This window comes from Dehalococcoidia bacterium (assembly GCA_028711995.1).
Taxonomy (GTDB): domain Bacteria; phylum Chloroflexota; class Dehalococcoidia; order SZUA-161; family SpSt-899; genus JAQTRE01.
In genome coordinates this window covers 1-20,869 of record JAQTRE010000021.1, presented here as the reverse complement: position 1 = coordinate 20,869, position 20,869 = coordinate 1, and the positions used below count along the sequence as shown (strand labels likewise).

22 protein-coding genes are annotated in these 20,869 nt (G+C 54.6%); 21 read left to right on the top strand and 1 reads right to left on the bottom strand.

Annotated elements, in window-relative coordinates; all coding sequences use genetic code 11:
* Positions 1 to 73: 73 nt before the first annotated feature.
* Positions 74 to 1,951: a U32 family peptidase gene (locus PHV74_05030; GenBank protein MDD5093731.1), complete on the top strand. Its 1,878-nt coding sequence runs from the start codon at positions 74 to 76 to the stop codon at positions 1,949 to 1,951.
* A gap of 20 nt (positions 1,952 to 1,971) precedes the next feature.
* Here PHV74_05030 and PHV74_05025 read toward each other — a convergent pair whose 3' ends face one another.
* On the bottom strand, positions 1,972 to 2,472 hold the full coding sequence (locus tag PHV74_05025) for a hypothetical protein (protein MDD5093730.1): 501 nt from the start codon (positions 2,470 to 2,472) through the stop codon (positions 1,972 to 1,974).
* A gap of 216 nt (positions 2,473 to 2,688) precedes the next feature.
* Here PHV74_05025 and rpsB point away from each other — a divergent pair, with 216 nt between their 5' ends.
* The 20 genes from rpsB to gatA form a co-directional block, all read left to right on the top strand.
* Positions 2,689 to 3,465 carry a 30S ribosomal protein S2 gene (gene rpsB / locus PHV74_05020; GenBank protein ID MDD5093729.1) on the top strand — a complete coding sequence of 259 codons (777 nt, stop codon included), beginning with the start codon at positions 2,689 to 2,691 and terminating at the stop codon, positions 3,463 to 3,465.
* A 57-nt stretch (positions 3,466 to 3,522) separates the two neighbouring features.
* A complete protein-coding gene (locus tag PHV74_05015) occupies positions 3,523 to 4,020 on the top strand; it encodes an elongation factor Ts (GenBank protein ID MDD5093728.1) in 498 nt (165 codons plus the stop codon).
* Positions 4,021 to 4,022: 2 nt separating this feature from the next.
* Positions 4,023 to 4,754, top strand: a complete 732-nt coding sequence (gene pyrH, locus PHV74_05010) for a UMP kinase (protein MDD5093727.1) — start codon at positions 4,023 to 4,025, stop codon at positions 4,752 to 4,754.
* A 9-nt stretch (positions 4,755 to 4,763) separates the two neighbouring features.
* The gene (frr, locus tag PHV74_05005; GenBank protein MDD5093726.1) at positions 4,764 to 5,321 is read left to right on the top strand and encodes a ribosome recycling factor; all 558 of its coding nucleotides are present in this window, start codon (positions 4,764 to 4,766) and stop codon (positions 5,319 to 5,321) included.
* Between the two features lie 196 nt (positions 5,322 to 5,517).
* Positions 5,518 to 6,294 carry an isoprenyl transferase gene (locus PHV74_05000; protein MDD5093725.1) on the top strand — a complete coding sequence of 259 codons (777 nt, stop codon included), beginning with the start codon at positions 5,518 to 5,520 and terminating at the stop codon, positions 6,292 to 6,294.
* A gap of 32 nt (positions 6,295 to 6,326) precedes the next feature.
* Positions 6,327 to 7,121 carry a phosphatidate cytidylyltransferase gene (locus tag PHV74_04995; GenBank protein MDD5093724.1) on the top strand — a complete coding sequence of 265 codons (795 nt, stop codon included), beginning with the start codon at positions 6,327 to 6,329 and terminating at the stop codon, positions 7,119 to 7,121.
* A complete protein-coding gene (locus tag PHV74_04990; GenBank protein MDD5093723.1) occupies positions 7,109 to 8,221 on the top strand; it encodes a 1-deoxy-D-xylulose-5-phosphate reductoisomerase in 1,113 nt (370 codons plus the stop codon). The genes PHV74_04995 and PHV74_04990 overlap by 13 nt, the downstream gene beginning before the upstream one ends.
* Entirely contained in the window at positions 8,218 to 9,285 is a 1,068-nt protein-coding gene (locus PHV74_04985) for a M50 family metallopeptidase (protein MDD5093722.1), read from the top strand. The genes PHV74_04990 and PHV74_04985 overlap by 4 nt, the downstream gene beginning before the upstream one ends.
* Before the next feature lie 94 nt (positions 9,286 to 9,379).
* Positions 9,380 to 10,438 carry a flavodoxin-dependent (E)-4-hydroxy-3-methylbut-2-enyl-diphosphate synthase gene (ispG, locus tag PHV74_04980; protein ID MDD5093721.1) on the top strand — a complete coding sequence of 353 codons (1,059 nt, stop codon included), beginning with the start codon at positions 9,380 to 9,382 and terminating at the stop codon, positions 10,436 to 10,438.
* Entirely contained in the window at positions 10,435 to 11,118 is a 684-nt protein-coding gene (locus PHV74_04975) for a YDG/SRA domain-containing protein (GenBank protein ID MDD5093720.1), read from the top strand. The genes ispG and PHV74_04975 overlap by 4 nt, the downstream gene beginning before the upstream one ends.
* Positions 11,119 to 11,353: 235 nt before the next feature.
* On the top strand, positions 11,354 to 12,403 hold the full coding sequence (gene mtnA, locus PHV74_04970) for an S-methyl-5-thioribose-1-phosphate isomerase (GenBank protein ID MDD5093719.1): 1,050 nt from the start codon (positions 11,354 to 11,356) through the stop codon (positions 12,401 to 12,403).
* A 239-nt stretch (positions 12,404 to 12,642) separates the two neighbouring features.
* Entirely contained in the window at positions 12,643 to 13,506 is an 864-nt protein-coding gene (gene mtnP, locus PHV74_04965) for an S-methyl-5'-thioadenosine phosphorylase (GenBank protein ID MDD5093718.1), read from the top strand.
* 97 nt (positions 13,507 to 13,603) lie between these two features.
* A complete protein-coding gene (locus PHV74_04960; protein MDD5093717.1) occupies positions 13,604 to 14,641 on the top strand; it encodes a methionine synthase in 1,038 nt (345 codons plus the stop codon).
* Between the two features lie 125 nt (positions 14,642 to 14,766).
* Entirely contained in the window at positions 14,767 to 15,774 is a 1,008-nt protein-coding gene (locus PHV74_04955; GenBank protein MDD5093716.1) for a hypothetical protein, read from the top strand.
* Positions 15,775 to 15,810: 36 nt separating this feature from the next.
* The gene (locus PHV74_04950; GenBank protein MDD5093715.1) at positions 15,811 to 16,428 is read left to right on the top strand and encodes an ATP-binding protein; all 618 of its coding nucleotides are present in this window, start codon (positions 15,811 to 15,813) and stop codon (positions 16,426 to 16,428) included.
* Positions 16,425 to 16,652 (top strand): hypothetical protein, encoded by a 228-nt coding sequence (locus PHV74_04945; protein MDD5093714.1) that lies wholly within the window; start codon positions 16,425 to 16,427, stop codon positions 16,650 to 16,652. The genes PHV74_04950 and PHV74_04945 overlap by 4 nt, the downstream gene beginning before the upstream one ends.
* A gap of 171 nt (positions 16,653 to 16,823) precedes the next feature.
* The gene (locus PHV74_04940; GenBank protein ID MDD5093713.1) at positions 16,824 to 17,825 is read left to right on the top strand and encodes a GNAT family N-acetyltransferase; all 1,002 of its coding nucleotides are present in this window, start codon (positions 16,824 to 16,826) and stop codon (positions 17,823 to 17,825) included.
* Positions 17,722 to 19,119, top strand: coding sequence for an adenosylhomocysteinase (gene ahcY / locus PHV74_04935; GenBank protein ID MDD5093712.1), 1,398 nt, complete (start codon positions 17,722 to 17,724; stop codon positions 19,117 to 19,119). Before PHV74_04940 ends, ahcY begins: the two co-directional genes overlap by 104 nt.
* A gap of 70 nt (positions 19,120 to 19,189) precedes the next feature.
* On the top strand, positions 19,190 to 19,477 hold the full coding sequence (gene gatC, locus PHV74_04930; protein ID MDD5093711.1) for an Asp-tRNA(Asn)/Glu-tRNA(Gln) amidotransferase subunit GatC: 288 nt from the start codon (positions 19,190 to 19,192) through the stop codon (positions 19,475 to 19,477).
* A gap of 187 nt (positions 19,478 to 19,664) precedes the next feature.
* Positions 19,665 to 20,869, top strand: a 1,205-nt coding sequence (gene gatA, locus PHV74_04925; protein ID MDD5093710.1) for an Asp-tRNA(Asn)/Glu-tRNA(Gln) amidotransferase subunit GatA, incomplete at its 3' end; no start/stop codon positions are given.

The following is a 20,869-nucleotide window of genomic DNA, read 5'->3' as shown; positions in this document are numbered from 1 at the left end:
ATCCCAAACGCAACCCCGGCGTTCCATTGCCACCACTTCACAACACAAGGTCGCTTAAAATTGTATTGATATTATGAAAAAGATTGAACTTCTCGCCCCGGCCCGAAATATTGAAACCGGAATCGTGGCAGTCAACTGCGGCGCTGATGCAGTGTACATCGGAGCGGAGCAGTTCGGTGCGCGTGCGGGAGCTGAAAACGGCCTGAACGAGATCGAGAAACTGGCCGCCTACGCTCATCGATATTATGCCCGAGTCTATGTCGCCCTCAATACCATCCTGCGCGATGAGGAATTACCGCAGGCGCTCCGGCTGGCCCATCAGCTATGCGATATCGGCGTCGATGCCCTGATCGTTCAGGATGCCGGGCTTCTGGAGCTTCCGCTGCCTCCGCTTCCGCTGATCGCCAGCACCCAGATGCACAACAGCACACCGGAAAAAGTGCGCTTTCTGGAACAAGTCGGTTTCCAGCGGGTCATCCTGGCCCGCGAGCTGACCCTGGAGCAAATACGGGATATCCGAAGCCAGACCTCCGTTGAGCTTGAGGCTTTCGTTCATGGCGCCCTGTGCGTCAGCTACAGCGGGCGATGTTACCTCAGCTATGCCATCGGGGGCAGGAGCGGAAACCGCGGCCAGTGCGCCCAGCCGTGCCGCAAAGAATATCAGCTGCGCGATAGTAAAGGGAAAACCGTGACGGACTCCTGCCATCTGCTATCCCTGAAAGACCTCAACCGCTCGGACTACCTCTCCGACTTAATAGATGCCGGCATTACGTCGTTCAAGATCGAAGGCCGGTTGAAGGATGCCGCTTACGTTGCCAATATTGTCGGCTTCTACCGGCAAAGGCTCGATGCCCTTCTGGACGGCACATCATTGGTGAGAGGCTCATCGGGGAAATCTGTCTTCACTTTCACACCCAACCCCTACAAAACCTTCAACCGAGGATATATCAGCTACGGCATGGACGGCAATGAGCCCTCGCTGGCCGCGCGCTACACTCCAAAATCACTAGGGGAGCGCATCGGGGTGGTGCAAAGGATCAGCCAGAATTACTTTGTCCTCTCCGATCCGCACGATCTGGCCAGCGGCGACGGTATCTGCTTCCTCGACGCCGGCAACCAGCTTTGCGGCACCGCCATCAACTCGGTTCAGGGAGACAGGGTCTACCCCGAAAAAATGGAGTCTCTGAAAAAAGGCGCCGAGGTCTGGCGCAATCATGATCACCAATTCGTGAAGATACTGGACGGGAAACCTACCGAGCGCACCATCGAGGTCAACATGACGATCTCTGAGACGAAGAGCGGATTCCGTTTGACCATCCGGGACGAAGACGACAACGAGGCCGAGTTCGAAGTACCGGATCACAAAGAAGTGGCGGAGAAAAAAGCCGAGTCTTTTGCCACCATCCGCAGGCAATTGGCCAAACTGGGAAACACTCCCTTCAGGAGCAAACGGGTCCAGATCGATCTGGAGAAGCCCTATTTCCTGCCCGTTTCCCTTCTCAACCAGCTGCGCCGGGGCGCTTGCGACCGGCTGCTGGAGATGCGTGAAGCCAACCGGCCTCGCACATGGCGCTGGATGTTCCCCAATGGCGTTCCCTGTCCCGATGCAGAGCTCGATTTCACCGAAAACGTGTTGAACCAGAAGGCGCAGGCTTTCTATCGGCGGCACGGCGCCACGGTCACTGAACCGGCAGCCGAATCGGGACTGGATATGGAAGGCCGAAAGGTGATGACCACCCGCTACTGCATCAAGAAAGAGCTGGGGCTCTGTGGAACTTCAAAGGCCGAGAGTGGCATCACCGAACCTCTCTACCTGGAGGATGAGAATGGGCGGCGCTTGTTTCTGGAGTTCAATTGCGAATCGTGCGGAATGTCGGTCTATTTCGGACGGCCCAAAAGGCGGCGGGCACGCTCGCCTCGATCATCTCGCCGGGTCCCCGCGGAAACATAGGGACAAGTCTGGAACCTTCCCTACTGAGGCCCCAGATAACGTTTCAGAAATGCTGCGATCTTCTCCCTGGCAGCCGCCATGTCTCCATAAGCTTGACAGACCACCGGACCCTGAATGTATTTCGAACCGCATTTTCCGCGCGTATAGGCTGACACCTCGGCCTCCAATCCCTCTTGATACAACAGCAGCACCGGCTTGCCCATGTGAATCATATCGGAGATTTCGCCGCCCACGCCCAGGCTGGGATTGCTGATCTCCCATATTCCGGCATCCGATTCCAGAAGCCAGCGGTAATCTCGATCATGAATATAGGTCGCGTCCAGGTTGGCCTCTGCTTGAGTAACGCCGGGCCGGGTCTGATGATCGGAGGCAATTTCATAGCCGAGGCTTTTGATCAGCGCAGGGAACAGGGCCAGCGTCTCCCGCGAGACCTGGGGATAACCGCCCAGCATAGAGCACCCGAAGAAAACTATCTTCTGAGACGGGATCAAAGGGATTTCCGATGGATGTTTTTCCGGCAAAGGTGCTCTCCTTCCAGAATTCGAGGTTTCGTCCCCGTCGCGGATTAAGCTCATCCTACACATGCCCATTCCCTTCGTCAAGCGTTGACCTCAATATATTGTGTTTCTACTTCTACCTATGGTAAACTGGCAGAAGGAATTTATCATTGGATGAGTGATGAAGTAGGTATGATTGAAACTCAAGTAACGGAAACAACTAGACTCAAGACCCCTTCGATCGAGCCCGTCTCGATTAAGCTCTTGCTCGAGGCTGGCGTTCATTTTGGGCACCAGAAGAGGCGCTGGAATCCCCGCATGAGCGAATACGTCTTCACGCAGCGCAACGGGATTCATATCATCGATCTGCAGAAAACCCTGGTCAAGCTGCAGGAAGCCCGTAAGTTCGTGAGAGACCTTATCGCCGGTGGAGGAGACATCGTCTTCCTGGGAACCAAGAAGCAAGCCCAGGAAGTCATCCAAGACGAAGCTAAGCGGTGCGGTGCGTGTTATGTCAACAGACGATGGCTGGGCGGAACACTAACCAACTTCGCCACCATCCAGGCTCGCATCGATTACCTCGTCCGTCTGGAAGACCAAAAAGCCCGGGGAGAGTTTGATCGCCTGTCAAAGAAAGAGGCAGGAAAAAAGGAAAAGGAGATCGCCCGACTCAACCAGCTCTTTGGCGGAGTCAAGGAGATGGAGAAAATCCCCAAGGCGATGTTCATAGTGGACGCGGTCAAGGAGAAAATTGCTATCCATGAAGCCCGCCAACTCGGCATTCCCATCGTAGGCATGGTGGATACCGATTGCGATCCGAGAGAGATCGACTATCCGATCCCATCCAATGATGATGCCATTAAATCGGTTCGGCTCATATGCAGCGTTATGGCCAATGCCGTACTGGAAGGCAAAGCGGGGATTGAACCTGCGGATAAGGATATCGTCATGGAGGATATGCCCAAAGAGAGTGAAGCGCTGCTCGTCCCTCTCGCTCAGAACGGCAAAGAAGAATAATCAAGTAAATTCGATCATCCCGGGCGGAGTCCGGGATGACTTATCCAAGGGGGCACATTGCAAATCACTGTTGAGCTGATAAAAGAGCTACGCGAAAAAACCGGCATCGGGATTATGGACTGCAAAAAGGCCCTTCAGGATTGCAAGGGCGATCTTGATGCAGCCACGCAGATGCTAAAAGAACAAGGGTTCGCTGTCGCTGAGAAGAAAAAGGGGCGCGCCATGGGCAGCGGCATGGTCCAATCATATATCCATCTTGGCGGCAGAATTGGCGCGCTGGTAGAAATCAAATGCGAGACGGATTTCGTTGCCAGGACTTCTGACTTCACCGACCTGGTTCACGATATTGCCATGCAAGTGGCCGCCATGAAACCGAAGTATATTTCCTCAGATCAGGCCCAGGAGGGAGAAGTCGCTGAGGAGGTCTGTCTCTTGTGCCAGCCTTTCATCAAGGACCCCAAGAAAACCATCCAGGATCTACTGGTGGAGACCATAGCCAAGGTTGGGGAAAACATCGGCGTGGCCAGAATTGCTCGATTTGAACTGGGTGAGTAGGGATGAATAATCCCCGATACAAACGAGTTCTTCTTAAAATCAGCGGGGAAGCCTTGGCAGGGGATCGGCTATCCGGCGCCGAAGCCCGCATTGATCCCAAAGTCTTAGCTACCATTTCCCAGCAGATTGAGCCCGTCCTCAAAGTCGGAGTGGAAGTAGCGATTGTTGTCGGCGGGGGAAATATCTGGAGAGGATCGGCAGCCAAAGCCAACGGAATGGATCGCTCCACAGCTGATTATGCCGGGATGCTGGCCACAGTAATCAATGCCCTTGCCCTCCAGGATGCCCTAGAAAAAATGGGCATCACTGTCCGAACACAAAGTGCCATTGCCATGCAATCAGTGGCTGAACCGTATATCAGAAGGAGAGCTATCCGGCATCTGGAAAAAGGCAGGGTAGTGCTCTTTGCCGCCGGAACAGGTAATCCCTACATGACCACGGATACAGCCGCAGCCCTGAGAGCCATTGATATCGGTGCCTCCATTCTATTAATGGGGAAAAACAAGGTTGACGGAGTCTATGATTCCGATCCCCGGACCAACAAAACGGCCAAAAAGTTCGCGCGATTGGACTACATGGAGGCGATCGGAAAACGGCTTGAGGTCATGGATTCAACCGCTCTGACGCTCTGCATGGAAAACGATCTCCCTGTGCTTGTCTTCGATCTCCTGGCACCGAATGCCATAAAAAAAGCAGTGATGGGAGAAGATATTGGAACGCTCGTCTCAAACTGAGGAGAGAAAATGATAAGAGAAGTTCTTTCTACGGCCGAGACTAAGATGATCAAAGCGGGCGAAGTGCTGGGGAAGGATTTGGCGGGAATACGCACCGGACGCGCCAGCCCGGGACTGGTTGAAAACATCCGGGTGGACTACTATGGAACTCCCACTCCAATCAACCAGCTTGCCGGTATTGCCATCCCGGAAGCCCGAATAATCCTCATACAGCCCTGGGATAAACAGGCGTTGGCAGCTATCGAAAAAGCCCTGCGCAAATCGGAGCTGGGCCTGAACCCGTCCAATGACGGTACCGTCATCAGGCTCAACATACCGCCGCTCACCGAGGAACGCAGAAAAGACCTGGTGAAACTGGTACGCAAGAGAGTTGAGGAAGGACGCATCGCCATCCGAAATATCAGAAGGGATGCGCTGGAAAAACTGCGGGACCTGCAGAAATCCAAGGAAATATCCGAGGATGAGGAAAAGAAGGCCACACACCAGCTTCAGGAATTGACAGACCGATTTATTGAGGAAGTCAACCAGATCGGAAAGAACAAGGAAACAGAAGTCCTGGAAACCTAAAGAGTCGAAGAGCAAACAAAAGAAACACTGCTGAAATCAAGGCGTTCCCCTGTTTCCTGCGAACAGGGGAACGCCTCTTTCTCTAAAGTTCCAAGGGGCTCATCAGCCCCCCATCTCCCCGCAAAACGGATGCCGCTCATTCCCGTTCACAAAATGGGGCTTTTTAGTATAATGAGTGTAGAGAGCACTATCCAATATGGATCAAGTTGTCAATAACAGCAAAACAATTGCAGCAAAGCCGGCCGCTGCCGATTCCGATAGCATCTCGGTTCCCGCCCACGTGGCCATCATCATGGACGGCAACGGCAGGTGGGCTCAGCAGAGAGGGTTATCCCGGATCGAAGGCCATCATGCCGGAACCGAAAACATCCGCCGCATCATCAAGGCCTTCGCCCGGCACGGGGTGAAATACCTGACGCTCTACGCCTTCTCCACCGAGAACTGGAACCGCCCGGCCGAGGAAGTGAAGGGGTTGCTGGAAATACTGGCTGAAGTCATCGATCGCGAGCTGGAAACCCTCCACAAGGAGAATATAAAACTCGTTCATCTGGGAAGTCCCGATGGATTATCGGAGGAACTCCGGGCCAAGGTGATCGAAGCCATGGATTTGACCCGAGACAATACGCGGCTGACCCTCAACCTGGCATTCAACTACGGAGGCCGCGCCGATATTGTCAACGCCGTGCGGCAAATCGTCAAAGACGGAATTCCCGCCCAGGACATCGATGAAAACACGATTGCCCGGTATCTCTATACCAGCGGGCTTCCCGATCCTGACCTGATCATCCGCACCGCTGGAGAGCTGCGGCTGAGCAACTTCCTTACCTGGCAGGCAGCCTACAGCGAGTACCACTACACCAAAACGCTCTGGCCCGATTTCGATGAAGAAGATATCGCCATAGCCCTGGCAGATTACAGCCAGCGAGAGCGCCGCTTCGGAGGATTGGGGCCAAACGGAGGGAAGGGAAGCTAGTGGGGCCCGGCCTCAGGCATCCCTGAGAGGACATGCTCCGGCAGAGGGTTCTCAGTTCAATCGTTTTGATCCCCATCCTGATAGCCGCCATCTGGTTTGGCGACCCTTGGTTCACTCTTATCGTCGCTGTGTTTGGCATTCTCGGGGCGGTGGAATTCTACCGGATGGCAAAGGCCGTAGATGGAGAACCGGCTTCCGCCCTGGGTTTTCTACTAGTTCTGGCTTTCATCATCGGCGCCCATTCCGATGATGGGCGACTTCCCCCGCTCCTGGTCACTACAGCAGTGCTGCTCCCTCTGATCTGGTTCATCAGGACTCCCGATAGATCAAAGGCCTTTTTGAGCTGGGCATGGACCATCACCGGCGCTTTCTATATCGGCTGGACAATGAGCCACTTTGTCCTCCTGCGAGAGCTGGATGATGGCCGGGATTGGGTATTCCTGGCTCTCCTGGGCACCTTTACCTCAGATACCGTGGCCTTCTTTGTGGGCCGATCTTTTGGAAAACACAAGATGGCTCCTTCGATCAGCCCGGGCAAGACATGGGAGGGAGCAATCGGAGGGGTGGCGGGAGCCATAGCGGCAGTTATCGTTCTGGGCATGATCACCGGACTCGATGAGATCGGTTATGTCAAGCTCATCCCGCTGGGACTCCTGCTCAGCCTTTTTGCCCAGGTGGGAGACCTTTCCGAATCGGTGCTCAAGAGAAGCTCCGGCATCAAAGATGCCGGGAGCCTCATTCCCGGCCATGGCGGCGTCCTCGACCGTCTGGACAGCATCATCTTCAGCGTGGTTCTGGTATACTATTACATATTATGGATCGTGTGAGAAAGCGGCTGGCCATTCTGGGCTCCACCGGGTCCATCGGGCAGCAAACCCTTGAAGTAGTGCAGGCATTTCCAGATAGACTCGAAGTGGCGGCTCTGGCCGCCGGAAGCAATACCACCCTTCTCAAACAGCAGACTCAACAATTCAAACCGAAGCTGGTCTCCTCCCAGGCAACTAACCAATCGCTACCCCTCGAAGAAATCGCCGGCCACCCGGATATCGATCTGGTGATGGTGGCCACCTCTGGAAAGGCCGGACTTCTTCCCACACTGGCCGCAATTCGCGCACGGAAGATCGTCGCGCTGGCCAACAAAGAAGCGCTGGTCATGGCAGGCCAGATCGTCATGGCCGAAGCGGAAAAACACGCTGTAGAGATCAGGCCCGTCGATAGCGAACACAGCGCCATCTGGCAATGTCTTCAGGGAGAGGCGTCCAACAAAATTGCTCAGATCATCCTCACCGCCTCGGGCGGCCCCTTCCGAAATCGCTCAATGGAGGACCTGGCCATGGTAACCGCCTCGGAGGCTCTGAGGCATCCCATCTGGAAGATGGGACGCAAGGTGACCATCGATTCGGCCAATCTGATGAACAAAGGCATGGAGGTCATCGAAGCGCACTGGCTTTTCGGTGTCCCGTTCGATAAAATCAAAGTGATGGTCCATCCCGGCAGCATCATTCATTCGATGGTAGAATTCACCGACGGCTCGGTCAAGGCACAGCTCGGCATGCCCGATATGCGCCTGCCGATTCAATATGCGCTCTCCCATCCGGAACGCTGGGCCAATCCTGCCCTGCCTAAAATCGACTTCGACAAAGTGGAATCGCTCAAGCTGGAACCGGTGAATCTGGAGAGATATCCCTGCCTGCGTCTGGCGCTGGAGGCCGGAAAAGCAGGCGATACTCACCCGGCCGTCTTGAGCGCCGCCGATGAAATCGCTGTGGACCGTTTTCTTTCCGGGGATATCGGATTCCTCGATATCCCCAAACTGCTGGAAAACACTCTGGGCAAGCACAAACGGGTCTCAAACCCGACTCTCAATGATATTCTAGCGGCTGACTCCTGGGCCAGGGAAGCAGCGAAGGGGTGGCGATCGAAATGACTTGGCTCTGGGCGATTCCCTGGTTCATCGTCACCCTGACCTTCCTCATCTTCATTCATGAGGGAGGGCACTTTCTGACGGCCAAGTGGCGGGGCGTCAAGGTGGAGGAGTTCGGGATCGGGTTTCCGCCTCGCATCTGGGGAAAGCAGCACGGCGAGACACTCTATTCCATCAACGCTATACCGCTGGGCGGCTTCTGCAAAATGCTGGGCGAAGAGGACCCCTCGGAAACGGGCAGCCTGGCAAGCAAAAGTCCCCTTACCCGACTTCTGGTGTTGAGCGCCGGATCGCTGGTGATGCTGATCTTCCCCATTATCCTGTTCAGCATCGTTTTCATGCTTCCGCATCAGGTGGTCATCGGTACCGAAGGGATCGAGATTGGACAGGTAGTAAAGGACTCCCCCGCTTATCTTGCCGGAATGCAGAAGGGCGATGAGGTTTTGAGCGTCAACGGAACAGATGTCACCACACTCACTGAGTTCAAGAACATAACCGACGCCAATCTGGGTTCCGAGATCACTGTGGTTGTTCAACGTGATCAGCAGCCGGTCGAGTTGAAGATGATTCCCAGGGAAAATCCGCCAGCCGGTCAAGGGGCTTTGGGAATCGGCCTGGGATACGTGAAGACAGTCACAGAGACAAAGTCTTACTATCCATGGACAGCTATCCGCCTGGGACTCGAAAAGAACAAGGATATGTATGTGGCGTTGAAAGACGGATTTGAGGGTTGGATTTCCGGCGATGTCCCATTCGAGGGCGGCGGAGTGATCGCTGCCGGGCAGGCGACAACGGAGATCGCGGAGCAAGGCTGGATGTCTCTTGCCATATGGGCCGGTCTGCTGAGCGCCAATCTAGGACTGGTGAATCTTCTGCCCATACCGGCGCTGGATGGCGGCCGGATCGTTTTCGTGGTGCTGGAAATCCTGCGGAGAGGCAAGAAAGTCTCGCCACAAAAAGAAGCATTGGTTCACCTGGTCGGCTTCGTGATCCTTATCGGATTCATGGTATTCCTGGCGCTCCAGGATATCGACCGCATTATTCAGGGCGATAGCCTGCTCCGTTAGGATCAGTTGTCAGCGCTCAGTTATCAGCTGTCCGTAATCAGTGGGGCAATCCTTGTGCTCGCCTGTAGGTGAATCTCTTTGGAGACATTATCTCATGATCAAGCGCCGCGCTTCCAAGGCCATTCAGGTTGGCAACGTCACCGTGGGTGGCGCAAGGAACGTCATTGTCCAATCGATGACCAAGACGGATACCCGCGATGCCAAAGCCACCGCCGAGCAAATCAAATGTTTGGCTGAGTGCGGCTGCGATATCGTCAGACTGGCCGTCCCTGATCAGGAAGCCGCTTCCGCCCTCGCTACAATCAAAAAGCGTTCTGCCGTCCCCCTGATCGCCGATATTCACTTTGATCACCGTCTGGCGATTGCCTCAATGGAGAGCGGAGTCGATCAGGTCCGGTTCAATCCGGGAAACATCAAGGGCCACGAGAATGTCGCGGCGATTGTCCACGCTGCCAAAGAGCGATCAATACCATTGCGCATCGGAGTGAACGCAGGAAGCCTGCAGCACAAGCGAGGAACGGACAGCTTGGCCAACCAGATGGCTGAGGCTGTGCTGGAGCAGATTCGTTTGATCGAAAGCCTGGATTTCGATCTCATTGAAGTTTCGCTCAAAGCATCTGACGTTTTGACAACCATCGAAGCCAACAAGGCCGTTGCCGAAAGAATGCCCTATCCACTGCACATCGGCGTGACCGAAGCTGGTTTGCCCAAAGCGGGCAGCATTAAAAGCGCCGTCGGATTGGGAACACTCCTCTACTCAGGCATCGGGGACAGCCTGCGCGTCTCCCTCACTACACGCGATCCGTGCGAGGAAATCTGGGCTGGGTACGAGATATTGAAATCGCTGGATCTGCGAGAGCGCGGCCCCAAGTTTGTGAGTTGCCCCACCTGCGGCCGCTGCGAGGTGGTTAGTGGATTCTATTCGCTGGCGGCCGCGATAGAGGAGCGCCTTTCCGGAATGGAAAAGCCCATCACCGTGGCGGTGATGGGCTGCGTGGTCAACGGTCCAGGCGAAGCCAAAGACGCCGATGTGGGGCTGGCCTGCGGCAAGGGGCGGGGGGTGATCTTCAAGAAGGGCGAGAAGGTCCGCACGGTTGAAGAAGCCGATTTCCTGAGCGCGCTGATGGAAGAGGTGGAGGAGTTGGTAGGTTGAAGCCCGGAGATATTGTCTCGTACTTGGAAATGTGCACAGAGGAGTGTGTTAATCTCCAGCGAGGGATGAATTATCATTTGAGAGGAAATGTGAGCGTCGTCCTGATGAGCTTGAGAGAGGGCGCTCCTTATGCAGACCGGATTGAAGAAAACGGTCGAGTTTTAGTCTATGAGGGACACGACATTTCCAGGTCGAGAGAGGGACCCGATCCTAAAGCTGCCGATCAACCGATGACAAATCCCAGTGGCACATTAACCCAAAACGGCTTGTTTTACCAGGTAGCGGTTAAACATAAAGAGGGACATACGGCTGAGACTGTAAGGGTCTATGAAAAAATTCGCTCCGGGATATGGTCCTACAATGGCTTGTTCAGATTGGTTGACGCCTGGCAGGAACTGAGCAACACTCGACGAGTCTTCAAGTTCAAATTGGAGATAATAGATGAGCCGAATCTTTCGGCAGAAACAAGAGATATCGAACAGAGTCGCCTCATCCCTTCATCAGTGAAACTGGAAGTTTGGAAACGAGATAACGGCCGGTGCGTTCTATGCGCGTCAGAAGATAACCTGCACTTTGATCATATTATCCCTTACTCTAAAGGCGGTTCATCTCTGGTGGCCAAGAATATCCAATTGCTTTGCGTGAGGCATAACTTGGCCAAACGAGACAAAATAGAATAGAAGGGTATGCAAGAACTTGTCTGCCACACGTGAGATGACGCAGATATTGCTTCGCTTGGCTCGCAATGACAGACAGAGGGTGCAGGGACACTTCCCTGCCGGGGGTTTGGGGGTGTCCCCCAAGTTCTTTTTTCGCCCCCTCTCCTTGAGGAGAGGGGGCCGGGGGGTGAGGTTCGAAGCGATAGGAACAACGGATGGATTTCCGCTTACGCGGGAATGACGTGGTGTATCAATTATGAAAATCATCGAATGGCAAGGATCAAAAATCAGACTCCTGGACCAGACCCGACTTCCTTCAGAAGTCGTCTTTCTGGACATCACCGATTATTCCCAGATGTGCGAAGCGATCAAGTCGCTGCGCGTGCGGGGAGCACCGGCCATCGGCGTGGCGGCGGCTTATGGACTGGCGCTGGGAGCGCTCGGAATAAAGGCCCGATCAAAAGAGGATTTTCTCCACGATCTGGACCAGATTTCACAGAACCTGGCAGCCACCCGACCCACTGCCGTCAACCTCTTCTGGGCTTTAAAGCGAATGAAACAGGTAGCCCAGACAGGCTCCAGCATTTCGGCCATCCAGTCTGCTCTGGTGGAAGAAGCCAAGCGCATTGAGCAGGAGACGGAGGAGTCGGACCGGCGCATCGGGCAGTTCGGTGCCGAGTTTATCCATGATGGTTTCACCACCCTGACCCACTGTAACGCCGGAGCGCTAGCGACAGCTGGGTATGGCACCGCACTGGGAGTGATCAAAGCCGCCCACGAACAGGGCAAAAACATCCAGGTCTTCGCCGATGAAACCCGCCCTCTGCTTCAGGGGGCTCGAATTACGGCCTGGGAGCTGATGCAGGAGAAAATCCCGGTAACCCTCATCACCGACAACATGGCAGGGTATCTGATGAACAAAGGGAAGATCGACTGCGTGATCGTCGGCGCTGACCGGATCACCGCCAGCGGCGACGTAGCCAATAAGATCGGCACCTACAGTGTTGCCGTTTTGGCCAAGGAACACAAAGTCCCCTTCTACGTGGCGGCTCCCATGAGCACCATCGACTTCTCCCTCAAATCAGGCGACCAGATTCCCATTGAGGAGCGGAACCCTGATGAAGTCACTCACATAGGTGGCGTCCGCATCGCGCCAGAAGGAGTGAAAGTGTTCAATCCAGCCTTCGACGTGACGCCGCATCGATACATATCTGCTATAATCACAGAACAGGGCGTGGCGCACAAGCCTTACCACCGGAGTTTGAAGGGATTATCCACCCTCACCCAGCCTTTCCCATCAAAGTAGAGGGATTTCTCAAGAGACCAGGCGCGAGCCATGTGAAAACAGAGATTACTTCGCTGAGCTTGCAATGACAGGACAGAGGATGCAGGGACACTTCCATGCTGAGGTTCTAGGGGTGTCCCCTAGAGTTTCCTTCTCCCCCAACTCTTTGGGGGACTAAGGGGGTTTAGTCAAACTCTGGTGAACGAGGATCAAGATTGCCGCCCGGACAACATGTGCATTTCACAAGAAAGGAGACCTCAATGCCACAAGCGAAGATCGGAGTGATCGGGGGAACGGGACTTTATGAGATCGAAGGGATGAAGAACGTTCAGGAAGTGAAGGCCAAGACGCCTTTCGGCGAGCCGAGCGACTCTATTGTTGTCGGCACTCTGGAAGGGACCAATATCGCCTTTCTTCCCCGCCACGGCCGGGGACATCGGATCAGCCCGTCCGAACTGCCGGCACGGGCCAATATCTACGCGCTGAAATCGCTGGGCGTGGAGTACATCATCGCCATCAACTCCTGCGGCAGCTTCAAAGAGGACCTTAAACCTCGCGACCTCGTAATCCCGAACCAGATCATCGACCGCACCCGGGGCCGCCAGAGCACCTTCTTCGATAACGGCATCGTGGCGCATATTGCCTTCTCCCAACCTTTCTGTCCGGCGCTCAGCCAGATCCTTTATCTCTCGGCCAAAGAGGTGGGCGCTGACGTTCACCAGGGCGGCACCTTCATCGCTATGGAAGGCCCGCAGTTTTCCACCAAAGCAGAATCGCGTCTCTATAAATCGTGGGGGGCCGATATCATCGGGATGACGGTATTGCCGGAGGCCAAGCTCGCCCGGGAAGCGGAGATCTGCTATGCTTGTGTGGCCTGCGTCACCGATTACGATTCCTGGCACGACCAGCTGGAGCCGGTGCGGGTCGAGGATATCCTCAACATCCTTTCCCAGAACATTGAAGCCGCCAAGGGCATCATCAGAATTGCCGCCAGCCACATTCCCGTCAAACGGGATTGTGAATGCTCCAGCGCGCTCTCAACAGCCATCATGACCACGCCGGACCTGATTCCCGCCAAGACCAGGAAGAACCTGGAATTGCTGATTGGAAAATATGTGAAGTGATGGGGATCACCCTCATCCTGGCCTTCTCCCATCGAGGGAGAGGAAATTAGCTCCCCTTTTCCGATTGGAGAGGGAAAGTCTCGATAAGGAAACAGACTTGGAACACAAAACATTCAAACCCGGAGGCCTGGCCACCGCCATCGGCAGCATGCCGCACGTTGATCCTCTTGAGGCGTGCTCGATCGTGCTGGCCAATCTGAAAGAGATCCCGGTGTGGCCCCAGTTGCCCAATCGCTCACCGCTGGAAGAAATGTACGCTCAATTCAGCGAGGGCTTCCCGGGAGCGGCCCTGAAAAACGATCAAGTCTACGTGGATCGATCGGGCGACCTTTCCGCACCGCTGGAAGAACTCTATTCGGCCTATCTGTCCAACGACTTGGACAGCTATGCCATCAGCCCGAAACATGCAGCCGGACTTCACGAGTTCCTGAGGCTAAAACCGAAGCCCGGTTTTGCCGTAAAGGGCCAAGTGACCGGGCCGATCACCTTCGGGCTGGCCACCACCGATCAGAATCGCCAACCGATCCTCTACGATGAAACCCTCGCCGATGCTCTCGCCAAACATCTCAGACTTAAGGCAGCCTGGCAGGAGAGGGAACTGGCCAAACTTTCGCCCCATACCATCATCTTCGTAGACGAGCCCTATCTGGTTTCACTGGGATCAGCCTTCGTGGCGTTATCCGAAAATACAGTGATCACGCTCATCGATGAGGTACTGGACGGAATCAGCGGGCTGAAGGGTATTCATTGCTGCGGCAATACCGACTGGTCTACAGTCATGAAAACCTCCATCGATATCCTCAATTTCGATGCCTACGCCTACGGAGAATCGCTGGCGCTTTATCCCGGGGATTTGAAAGCCTTCCTTGACCGGGGAGGAATCCTGGCGTGGGGAATCGTGCCCAGCGACGAAAAGAGCCTCTCCGGAGAAACAGCGCCCCGTCTGGCAGAACGGCTACAGAAACTAATGAGATCGCTTGCAGCCAAGGGCATCCGTTATGATATACTGGTGGAGCAATGTCTAATCACGCCATCTTGCGGCCTGGCCACACTCTCTGCCGAAGCCGCATCCAGAGCCCTGGAGTTAACCTCTGAGGTCTCGCGGGAGTTCAGACATTCGCACGGTCTGATTTGAACTGAAAGGAGTAGATTCGCTCATGAACAAGACAAAAAGGGTAGCCTGGACCAAACAGCGCGCCAAGAAGAAGAGATTCGAAGAGAAAGCCAAGGCCAAGAAACCGACGAAGGGGGCGTGACTCGATGCCTGACCTCCCGCCTTTGGTTCAGGCGCTCTTGAATCCCAACACCTATCCTGAGAAGCCCGGACCAGTCGAGCTTATCCAAACTCAGCTCTCTTTCGTCTTCCTGATGAAGGATTACGCCTACAAAGTAAAAAAGCCGGTTGATTTCGGGTTTCTCGATTTTACTACTCTGGAAAAGCGGCGATTCTATTGCCGGCAAGAGCTTCTCCTGAATCGGCGGCTGTGTACGGATATCTATCTGGATGTGGTTCCCATCACCCAGAGTCACGGGAGATACGCCATCGCCGGAGAGGGAGAGACAGTTGAGTACGCGGTGAAAATGCGTCGGCTCCCGGAGGGCCGCACCATGGATAGACTGCTGGACTCGGGCCAGGTCACCCCGGAGATGATAGATCGCGTGGCACAAAAACTGGTCGACTTTCATCGCCAGACCCAAACCATCAGCCAGGGTTTTGGCGACCTTCAGACGACGCGCCTGAACATCGACGAGAACCTCAGTCAGACCGAGAAGTATATCGGCATCACACTCTCATCCGAAGCATACCGGTCCATACGCGACTACAACGACTCATTCATGAAACAGAATGCCCGGCTCTTTGACAAACGAGTCAGAGACGGCCGGATAAAGGATTGCCACGGAGACCTGCATTCCGCCCATGTCTGCTTCGGCGACGATATCTGTATTTTCGACTGCATCGACTTCAATGACCGGTTTCGATGCATTGATGTGGCCAACGAAATCGCCTTCCTGGCCATGGATATCGACGTGCATAACGCGCCTCACCTGTCCAGGCACTTCATCGATTCCTACATTGAGTTGTCCCAGGATAAAGGGATATTGCAGCTTCTCGATTTCTACAAGTGCTATCGCGCTTACGTGCGAGGCAAGGTGGAAAGCTTCAAGCTCGATGACCCGTACATTGCAGCCGCAGAGAAGCGCCGGATACTGGATATCGCCAAAGGCTATTTTGAGCTGGCTGATTCGTATGCAAAAACAGCCCGTTGATTCCTGGCTGTTCAGACTGACAAATTCAAGGCAGCTATGGAGCGCAATGAGATGAGAGAGCCCTTCACGCCATTCGTACAAGACAATCTGGAGCCCGAGATCATCCTCATCACCTGCGGCCTTCCTGCCAGCGCCAAGAGTGGAATCGCCGAAGAAGTTCAAAGGATCACCGGCTATCCGATCATCAGTACCGACTGGCTGAGACATGACGTACTCAAAGGGGAAGACGTTTTTGACCCGGATGTTGCCTCAGACCCAGCCAAGCGCCGGAAAGTGTACGCCGAAGTATTCCGCCGGGCCAATCGTGCCGCAGCAAGGGAAAAAGGGGTCATCATCGATGCCACCTTCATCACCCAGGCATTGCGTCGGCAGGCCGCAGAGATTGCCGCCAAAAACAATCGGCCGTTTGTCATCATGCAGACCGTCTGCCCTCAGGAGGTTTGCCTGGCGCGGATTGCCAGGCGAACCAGGAGTGGCCGCGAGTCGAATGCCATCACCGAGCAGGCCTATTTTGATAACAAGGCCCGGTTCGAGGAGGTCGATCTTGATGATCTCAAAAGGCTGCATCCCAATTTGAATATCCTGCACTGTCTGGTCGATACCCAGAACGACTCTCCCGGCAACTGGTATGTCATCGATACCAGAAGAAAATGAAGATCGACCGATGCATCCATACCCATACTGGCTCGGGCGAAACTCTCACAAATGAACTACCCCGCCGCAAGCAGCGGGGTATCCGATGTCATGCCAGACTTGATCCGGCATCCAGTTTCTGGATTCCGGCCTTCGCCGGAATGACGATTCGTCGCAAGCGACGGGGAATTGAACCCCAAGTGATTAAAGCTATCTTCAAAGCTACGAAAGAGGTATTGCGCTAATCTCAATCACCGACCGCAACCCGATATTATGTCACGATGAAGCACCCTCACTAGCCAAACGGGAAAGATTGTCGTATATTACAGGCATAGAACTGAATGTGACGTTCCAGTAATGGGCTCATTGCAAAGACCCGACTGAATGGTGCGCCACGTCCCCCAAAAGAAGCCAAAATGAAACGCCAGCCATCCAAACAGGAATCAGAGAAGACGAACGGTGCGAACAGTCCCTCCGTAGTTGTGAAGAGAATAGCCGATAAATCGAAGATTCTCTCCTACCTGGAACGGGAACGCACTTACTCAGCATCGGCCATTGCCCATCTGGAGCCAAGTCTGGCAGATGTCTCGGAATGGATGATCGCCACCCACATGGATGACTTCGCCTTGTGTTTGATCTCCAAAAGCACCTCTCCAACCTACGTATTCACCCTGGGGAAGGCATCGATGCTGGATTCTCTTCTCAGCTCAATGCGTCTTCCCTCCAACGCTTTCATCACCTGCCAGCCTCAGAATCTGAATATCATCGAAAAATACTACGAGATCAGCCAGCGCCTGGTCCTCAAGAGAATGGTGGTTACGCGAGATAATTTTAAACCCACTCCCGAGGATGCGACTAGACTGAGATCAGGTCACATCAAAGAGTTGAACGGATTGTATAAGTCACATGGTAATAGTGTCTTCTTTGCCGACCAGATCAGAAGGGGCGTGTACTACGGCATCTGGCGTGATGGACAGCTTGCTGCCGCCGCCGGAACCCATATTATCTCTCCTACACACGGCATCGCCTATGTGGGGAATGTGCTCACTCACTCTTCATATCGGAATCAGGGACTGGCAACTACCTGTACCAGCGCCGTCACAGAAGACCTCTTCGACTACTGCACCGAAGTGGTCCTCAATGTAGAGCCTAATAATGTGCCCGCCATACGAGCCTACGCGAGTCTGGGATACAAAGATGACTGTATGATCATCGAGGCATTTGGACGACGGCAGAGATTGGTCGGTTCCATTATCACTAACCTGTTGCGGAAATTCAGAATGGATGCCAAACATCAGGAGGGGGTAAAAGCAGATGGGGGATTACAAAGTGAAGGATATTTCCCTGGCCGACTGGGGGAGAAAAGAAATCCAGATCGCGGAACACGAGATGCCCGGCTTGATGGCCCTTCGCGATAAGTACGGCAAGGAAAAGCCCCTTTCCGGTGCTCGCATCTCCGGTTCGCTGCATATGACCATCCAGACGGCGGTGCTCATCGAGACATTGCAGCAGCTCGGCGCCGATGTCCGCTGGGCGTCGTGCAATATTTTTTCCACTCAGGATCACGCAGCAGCAGCCATTGCCAAAGCGGGGACGCCGGTGTATGCCTGGAAAGGAGAATCCCTGGCCGAATACTGGGACTGCACCTTCAAAGCGCTCTCCTTCCCCAGAGGAAAAGGGCCCAATCTCATCGTCGATGACGGCGGCGACGCCACGCTGATGATGCACCTGGGATATCAGGCGGAGGACGATCCTTCGATCTTGGACCAGAAAGCAGGCTCGGAAGACGAGCACGAACTCTACCTCTGTCTCAAGAGTATCATGGCTAAAAAAAAGGGGCTCTTTCACAAGTGGGTGAAGGAATGGAAAGGCGTTTCGGAAGAGACCACCACCGGCGTGCATCGTCTGTGCCAGATGACGGAGCGATGCGAACTGCTGGTTCCGGCCTTCAATGTGAACGATTCCGTCACCAAGTCAAAATTCGATAACCTCTACGGCTGCCGCGAATCGCTGGCCGACGGGATCAAGCGGGCCACCGATGTTATGGTTGCCGGAAAGAACGTTGTGATCTGCGGTTACGGCGACGTGGGCAAAGGCTGCGCCAAATCGATGCGCGGCTTTGGCGCTCGCGTGATAATCACCGAGATCGATCCCATTTGCGCCCTGCAGGCGCTCATGGAAGGATATGAAGTCACCACTCTGGAAGATGCCCTTCATGAAGGCGATATCTATGTGACCGCCACAGGGAATAAGGATGTGATCACCGCCAAACACATGTCCAAGATGAAAAACCAGGCAATCGTTTGCAACATCGGCCATTTCGACAGCGAGATTCAGGTGGCCAAACTCAATGCCTGGCCCGGGATCATGAAAGAGGAAATCAAGCCGCAGGTGGATCGCTACACCTTCAAGGACGGCCATCAGATTTTCATTCTGGCTGAAGGCAGGCTGGTGAACCTCGGCTGCGCCACCGGTCATCCCTCCTTTGTGATGTCCAACTCCTTTTCCAACCAGGTTCTGGCCCAGCTGGATCTCTGGAAGAACGATTACCAGATCGGCGTCTATCGGCTTCCCAAGGCGCTCGATGAAGAAGTGGCCCGCCTTCATGTGGAAAAACTGGGCGGCAAGCTGACCAAGCTGACCAAAGAGCAGGCCGACTATCTCGGCTATCCGGTCGAAGGGCCATTCAAGCCGGAACACTACCGGTATTAGCAGGATCGGGGGTGCCCCGATCTTCTTTCTGTCCCCCATGAGTGGGGGATTACAGGGGGTTGATCAAACAATGAAACTAAGCCATGAAGAAGTAAGACGCATTGCCCTCCTGGCCAGGGTGGGCTTGAGTGAGGAAGAGACGGAAAAACTCACAACGCAGCTCTCCGTCATCCTGCAGAATTTTGAGATTCTGCAGGAAGTGGATACCAGCAATGTTCCACCCACCGCTCATGTCATTGCAATAGATAACACCATGCGCGAAGACAAAGCCGCCCCTTCCTTTCTTCAGAAAGAAATATTAGCCAATGCGCCTCAAGCGGAAGAGGGATTTTTCAGAATTAAGGCGGTGCTGGAATAATATTCCCCCTCATCCTTGCGGGAGAAGGAAGCGCAGAAAGAGAGCGCAGGGACACTTCCCTGCCGGGGTTTTAGGGGTGTCCCCTAAATATATACTTTAATCCCCCCAACGATTGGGGGCCAGGGGGTTTAGTAAAGGGCGAAGCATCTATCACAGAGCAGGCTGTACCCCCTATGAATAGGAGAACATGTTGAATCTGAATCAACTGACCATCCATGAAGCGCACCGGCTGCTCAAAAGCCGGCAAATCTCTTCGGTTGAACTGACCCAGGCGGTGCTCAATAAGATCAACCAGGTGGAGGACAAACTCCACGCCTTTGTCACCGTCACCGCCGACCTGGCCTTGAGCCAGGCTCAAAAGGCCGATCAGCGGCTCAAGAACGGGGAGGCCACACCTTTGACCGGCATACCAGCGATCATCAAAGACAACATGTGCACCAAAGGCACTCGCACCACCTGTTCTTCGAAGATGCTTCAAAATTTTATTCCGCCTTATGATGCCACAGTTGTGGAGATGCTCAATTCCCAAGACATCGTCATGGTGGGCAAGGGAAACCTGGATGAGTTCGCTATGGGGTCTTCCACCGAGAACTCTGCCTTCTATCCCTCCAGAAACCCCTGGGATCCGGATCGAGTGCCCGGAGGATCGAGCGGAGGATCGGCGGCAGGCGTGTCTGCAGATGAAACAATATTCGCCCTCGGCTCCGATACCGGAGGCAGCATCCGCCAACCGGCCAGCTTCTGCAGCGTTGTTGGGTTCAAGCCAACCTATGGACGCGTGAGCCGCTATGGGCTGATTGCTTTCGCCAGCTCCCTGGATCAGATCGGCCCGCTCACCAAAGATGTCACCGATGCGGCACTAGTGATGAATGCCATCTCCGGCCACGATCCAAGGGATTCGACTTCAGTCCCGCAACCCGTGCCCGACTACACCAAGTCGCTGATTCCCGATCTCAAAGGTCTTCGCATGGGGGTGCCGAAGGAGTATTTCGTCGAAGGAATGCAGCCGGGCGTAGAGCAGGCGATTCGAACCGCCATCGGCAAACTCAAGCAATTAGGGGCCATCATCGAGGAGACTTCCCTTCCCAGCACCAAATACGCTCTGGCCGTCTACTATATCATCGCTCCTTCGGAAGCCTCGGCAAACCTGGCCCGATACAACGGCGTCAAGTACGGATACTCCTTCCAGAATACCGCGAGTATGTGGGAAGCGCTGGGAAAAACCCGGCAATATGGCTTCGGTCCTGAGGTCAAACGGCGCATCATGCTGGGCACCTATGCGCTTTCCTCCGGCTACTATGACGCCTACTATCTGAAGGCGCAAAAGGTTCGCACGCTGATCCGGCAGGAATTCGACCAAGCCTTTGAGCATTTCGACGCGTTGGTCACGCC

Excerpts from the sequence above, each read along its gene's own strand:
- PHV74_05030 (MDD5093731.1), top strand. The coding sequence starts at position 74 with ATGAAAAAGATTGAACTTCTCGCCCCGGCCCGAAATATTGAAACCGGA.
- pyrH (MDD5093727.1), top strand. The coding sequence starts at position 4,023 with ATGAATAATCCCCGATACAAACGAGTTCTTCTTAAAATCAGCGGGGAA.
- frr (MDD5093726.1), top strand. The coding sequence starts at position 4,764 with ATGATAAGAGAAGTTCTTTCTACGGCCGAGACTAAGATGATCAAAGCG.
- PHV74_05000 (MDD5093725.1), top strand. The coding sequence starts at position 5,518 with ATGGATCAAGTTGTCAATAACAGCAAAACAATTGCAGCAAAGCCGGCC.
- PHV74_04995 (MDD5093724.1), top strand. The coding sequence starts at position 6,327 with ATGCTCCGGCAGAGGGTTCTCAGTTCAATCGTTTTGATCCCCATCCTG.
- PHV74_04990 (MDD5093723.1), top strand. The coding sequence starts at position 7,109 with ATGGATCGTGTGAGAAAGCGGCTGGCCATTCTGGGCTCCACCGGGTCC.
- PHV74_04985 (MDD5093722.1), top strand. The coding sequence starts at position 8,218 with ATGACTTGGCTCTGGGCGATTCCCTGGTTCATCGTCACCCTGACCTTC.
- ispG (MDD5093721.1), top strand. The coding sequence starts at position 9,380 with ATGATCAAGCGCCGCGCTTCCAAGGCCATTCAGGTTGGCAACGTCACC.
- mtnA (MDD5093719.1), top strand. The coding sequence starts at position 11,354 with ATGAAAATCATCGAATGGCAAGGATCAAAAATCAGACTCCTGGACCAG.
- mtnP (MDD5093718.1), top strand. The coding sequence starts at position 12,643 with ATGCCACAAGCGAAGATCGGAGTGATCGGGGGAACGGGACTTTATGAG.
- PHV74_04955 (MDD5093716.1), top strand. The coding sequence starts at position 14,767 with ATGCCTGACCTCCCGCCTTTGGTTCAGGCGCTCTTGAATCCCAACACC.
- PHV74_04950 (MDD5093715.1), top strand. The coding sequence starts at position 15,811 with ATGGAGCGCAATGAGATGAGAGAGCCCTTCACGCCATTCGTACAAGAC.
- PHV74_04945 (MDD5093714.1), top strand. The coding sequence starts at position 16,425 with ATGAAGATCGACCGATGCATCCATACCCATACTGGCTCGGGCGAAACT.
- PHV74_04940 (MDD5093713.1), top strand. The coding sequence starts at position 16,824 with ATGAAACGCCAGCCATCCAAACAGGAATCAGAGAAGACGAACGGTGCG.
- ahcY (MDD5093712.1), top strand. The coding sequence starts at position 17,722 with ATGGGGGATTACAAAGTGAAGGATATTTCCCTGGCCGACTGGGGGAGA.
- gatC (MDD5093711.1), top strand. The coding sequence starts at position 19,190 with ATGAAACTAAGCCATGAAGAAGTAAGACGCATTGCCCTCCTGGCCAGG.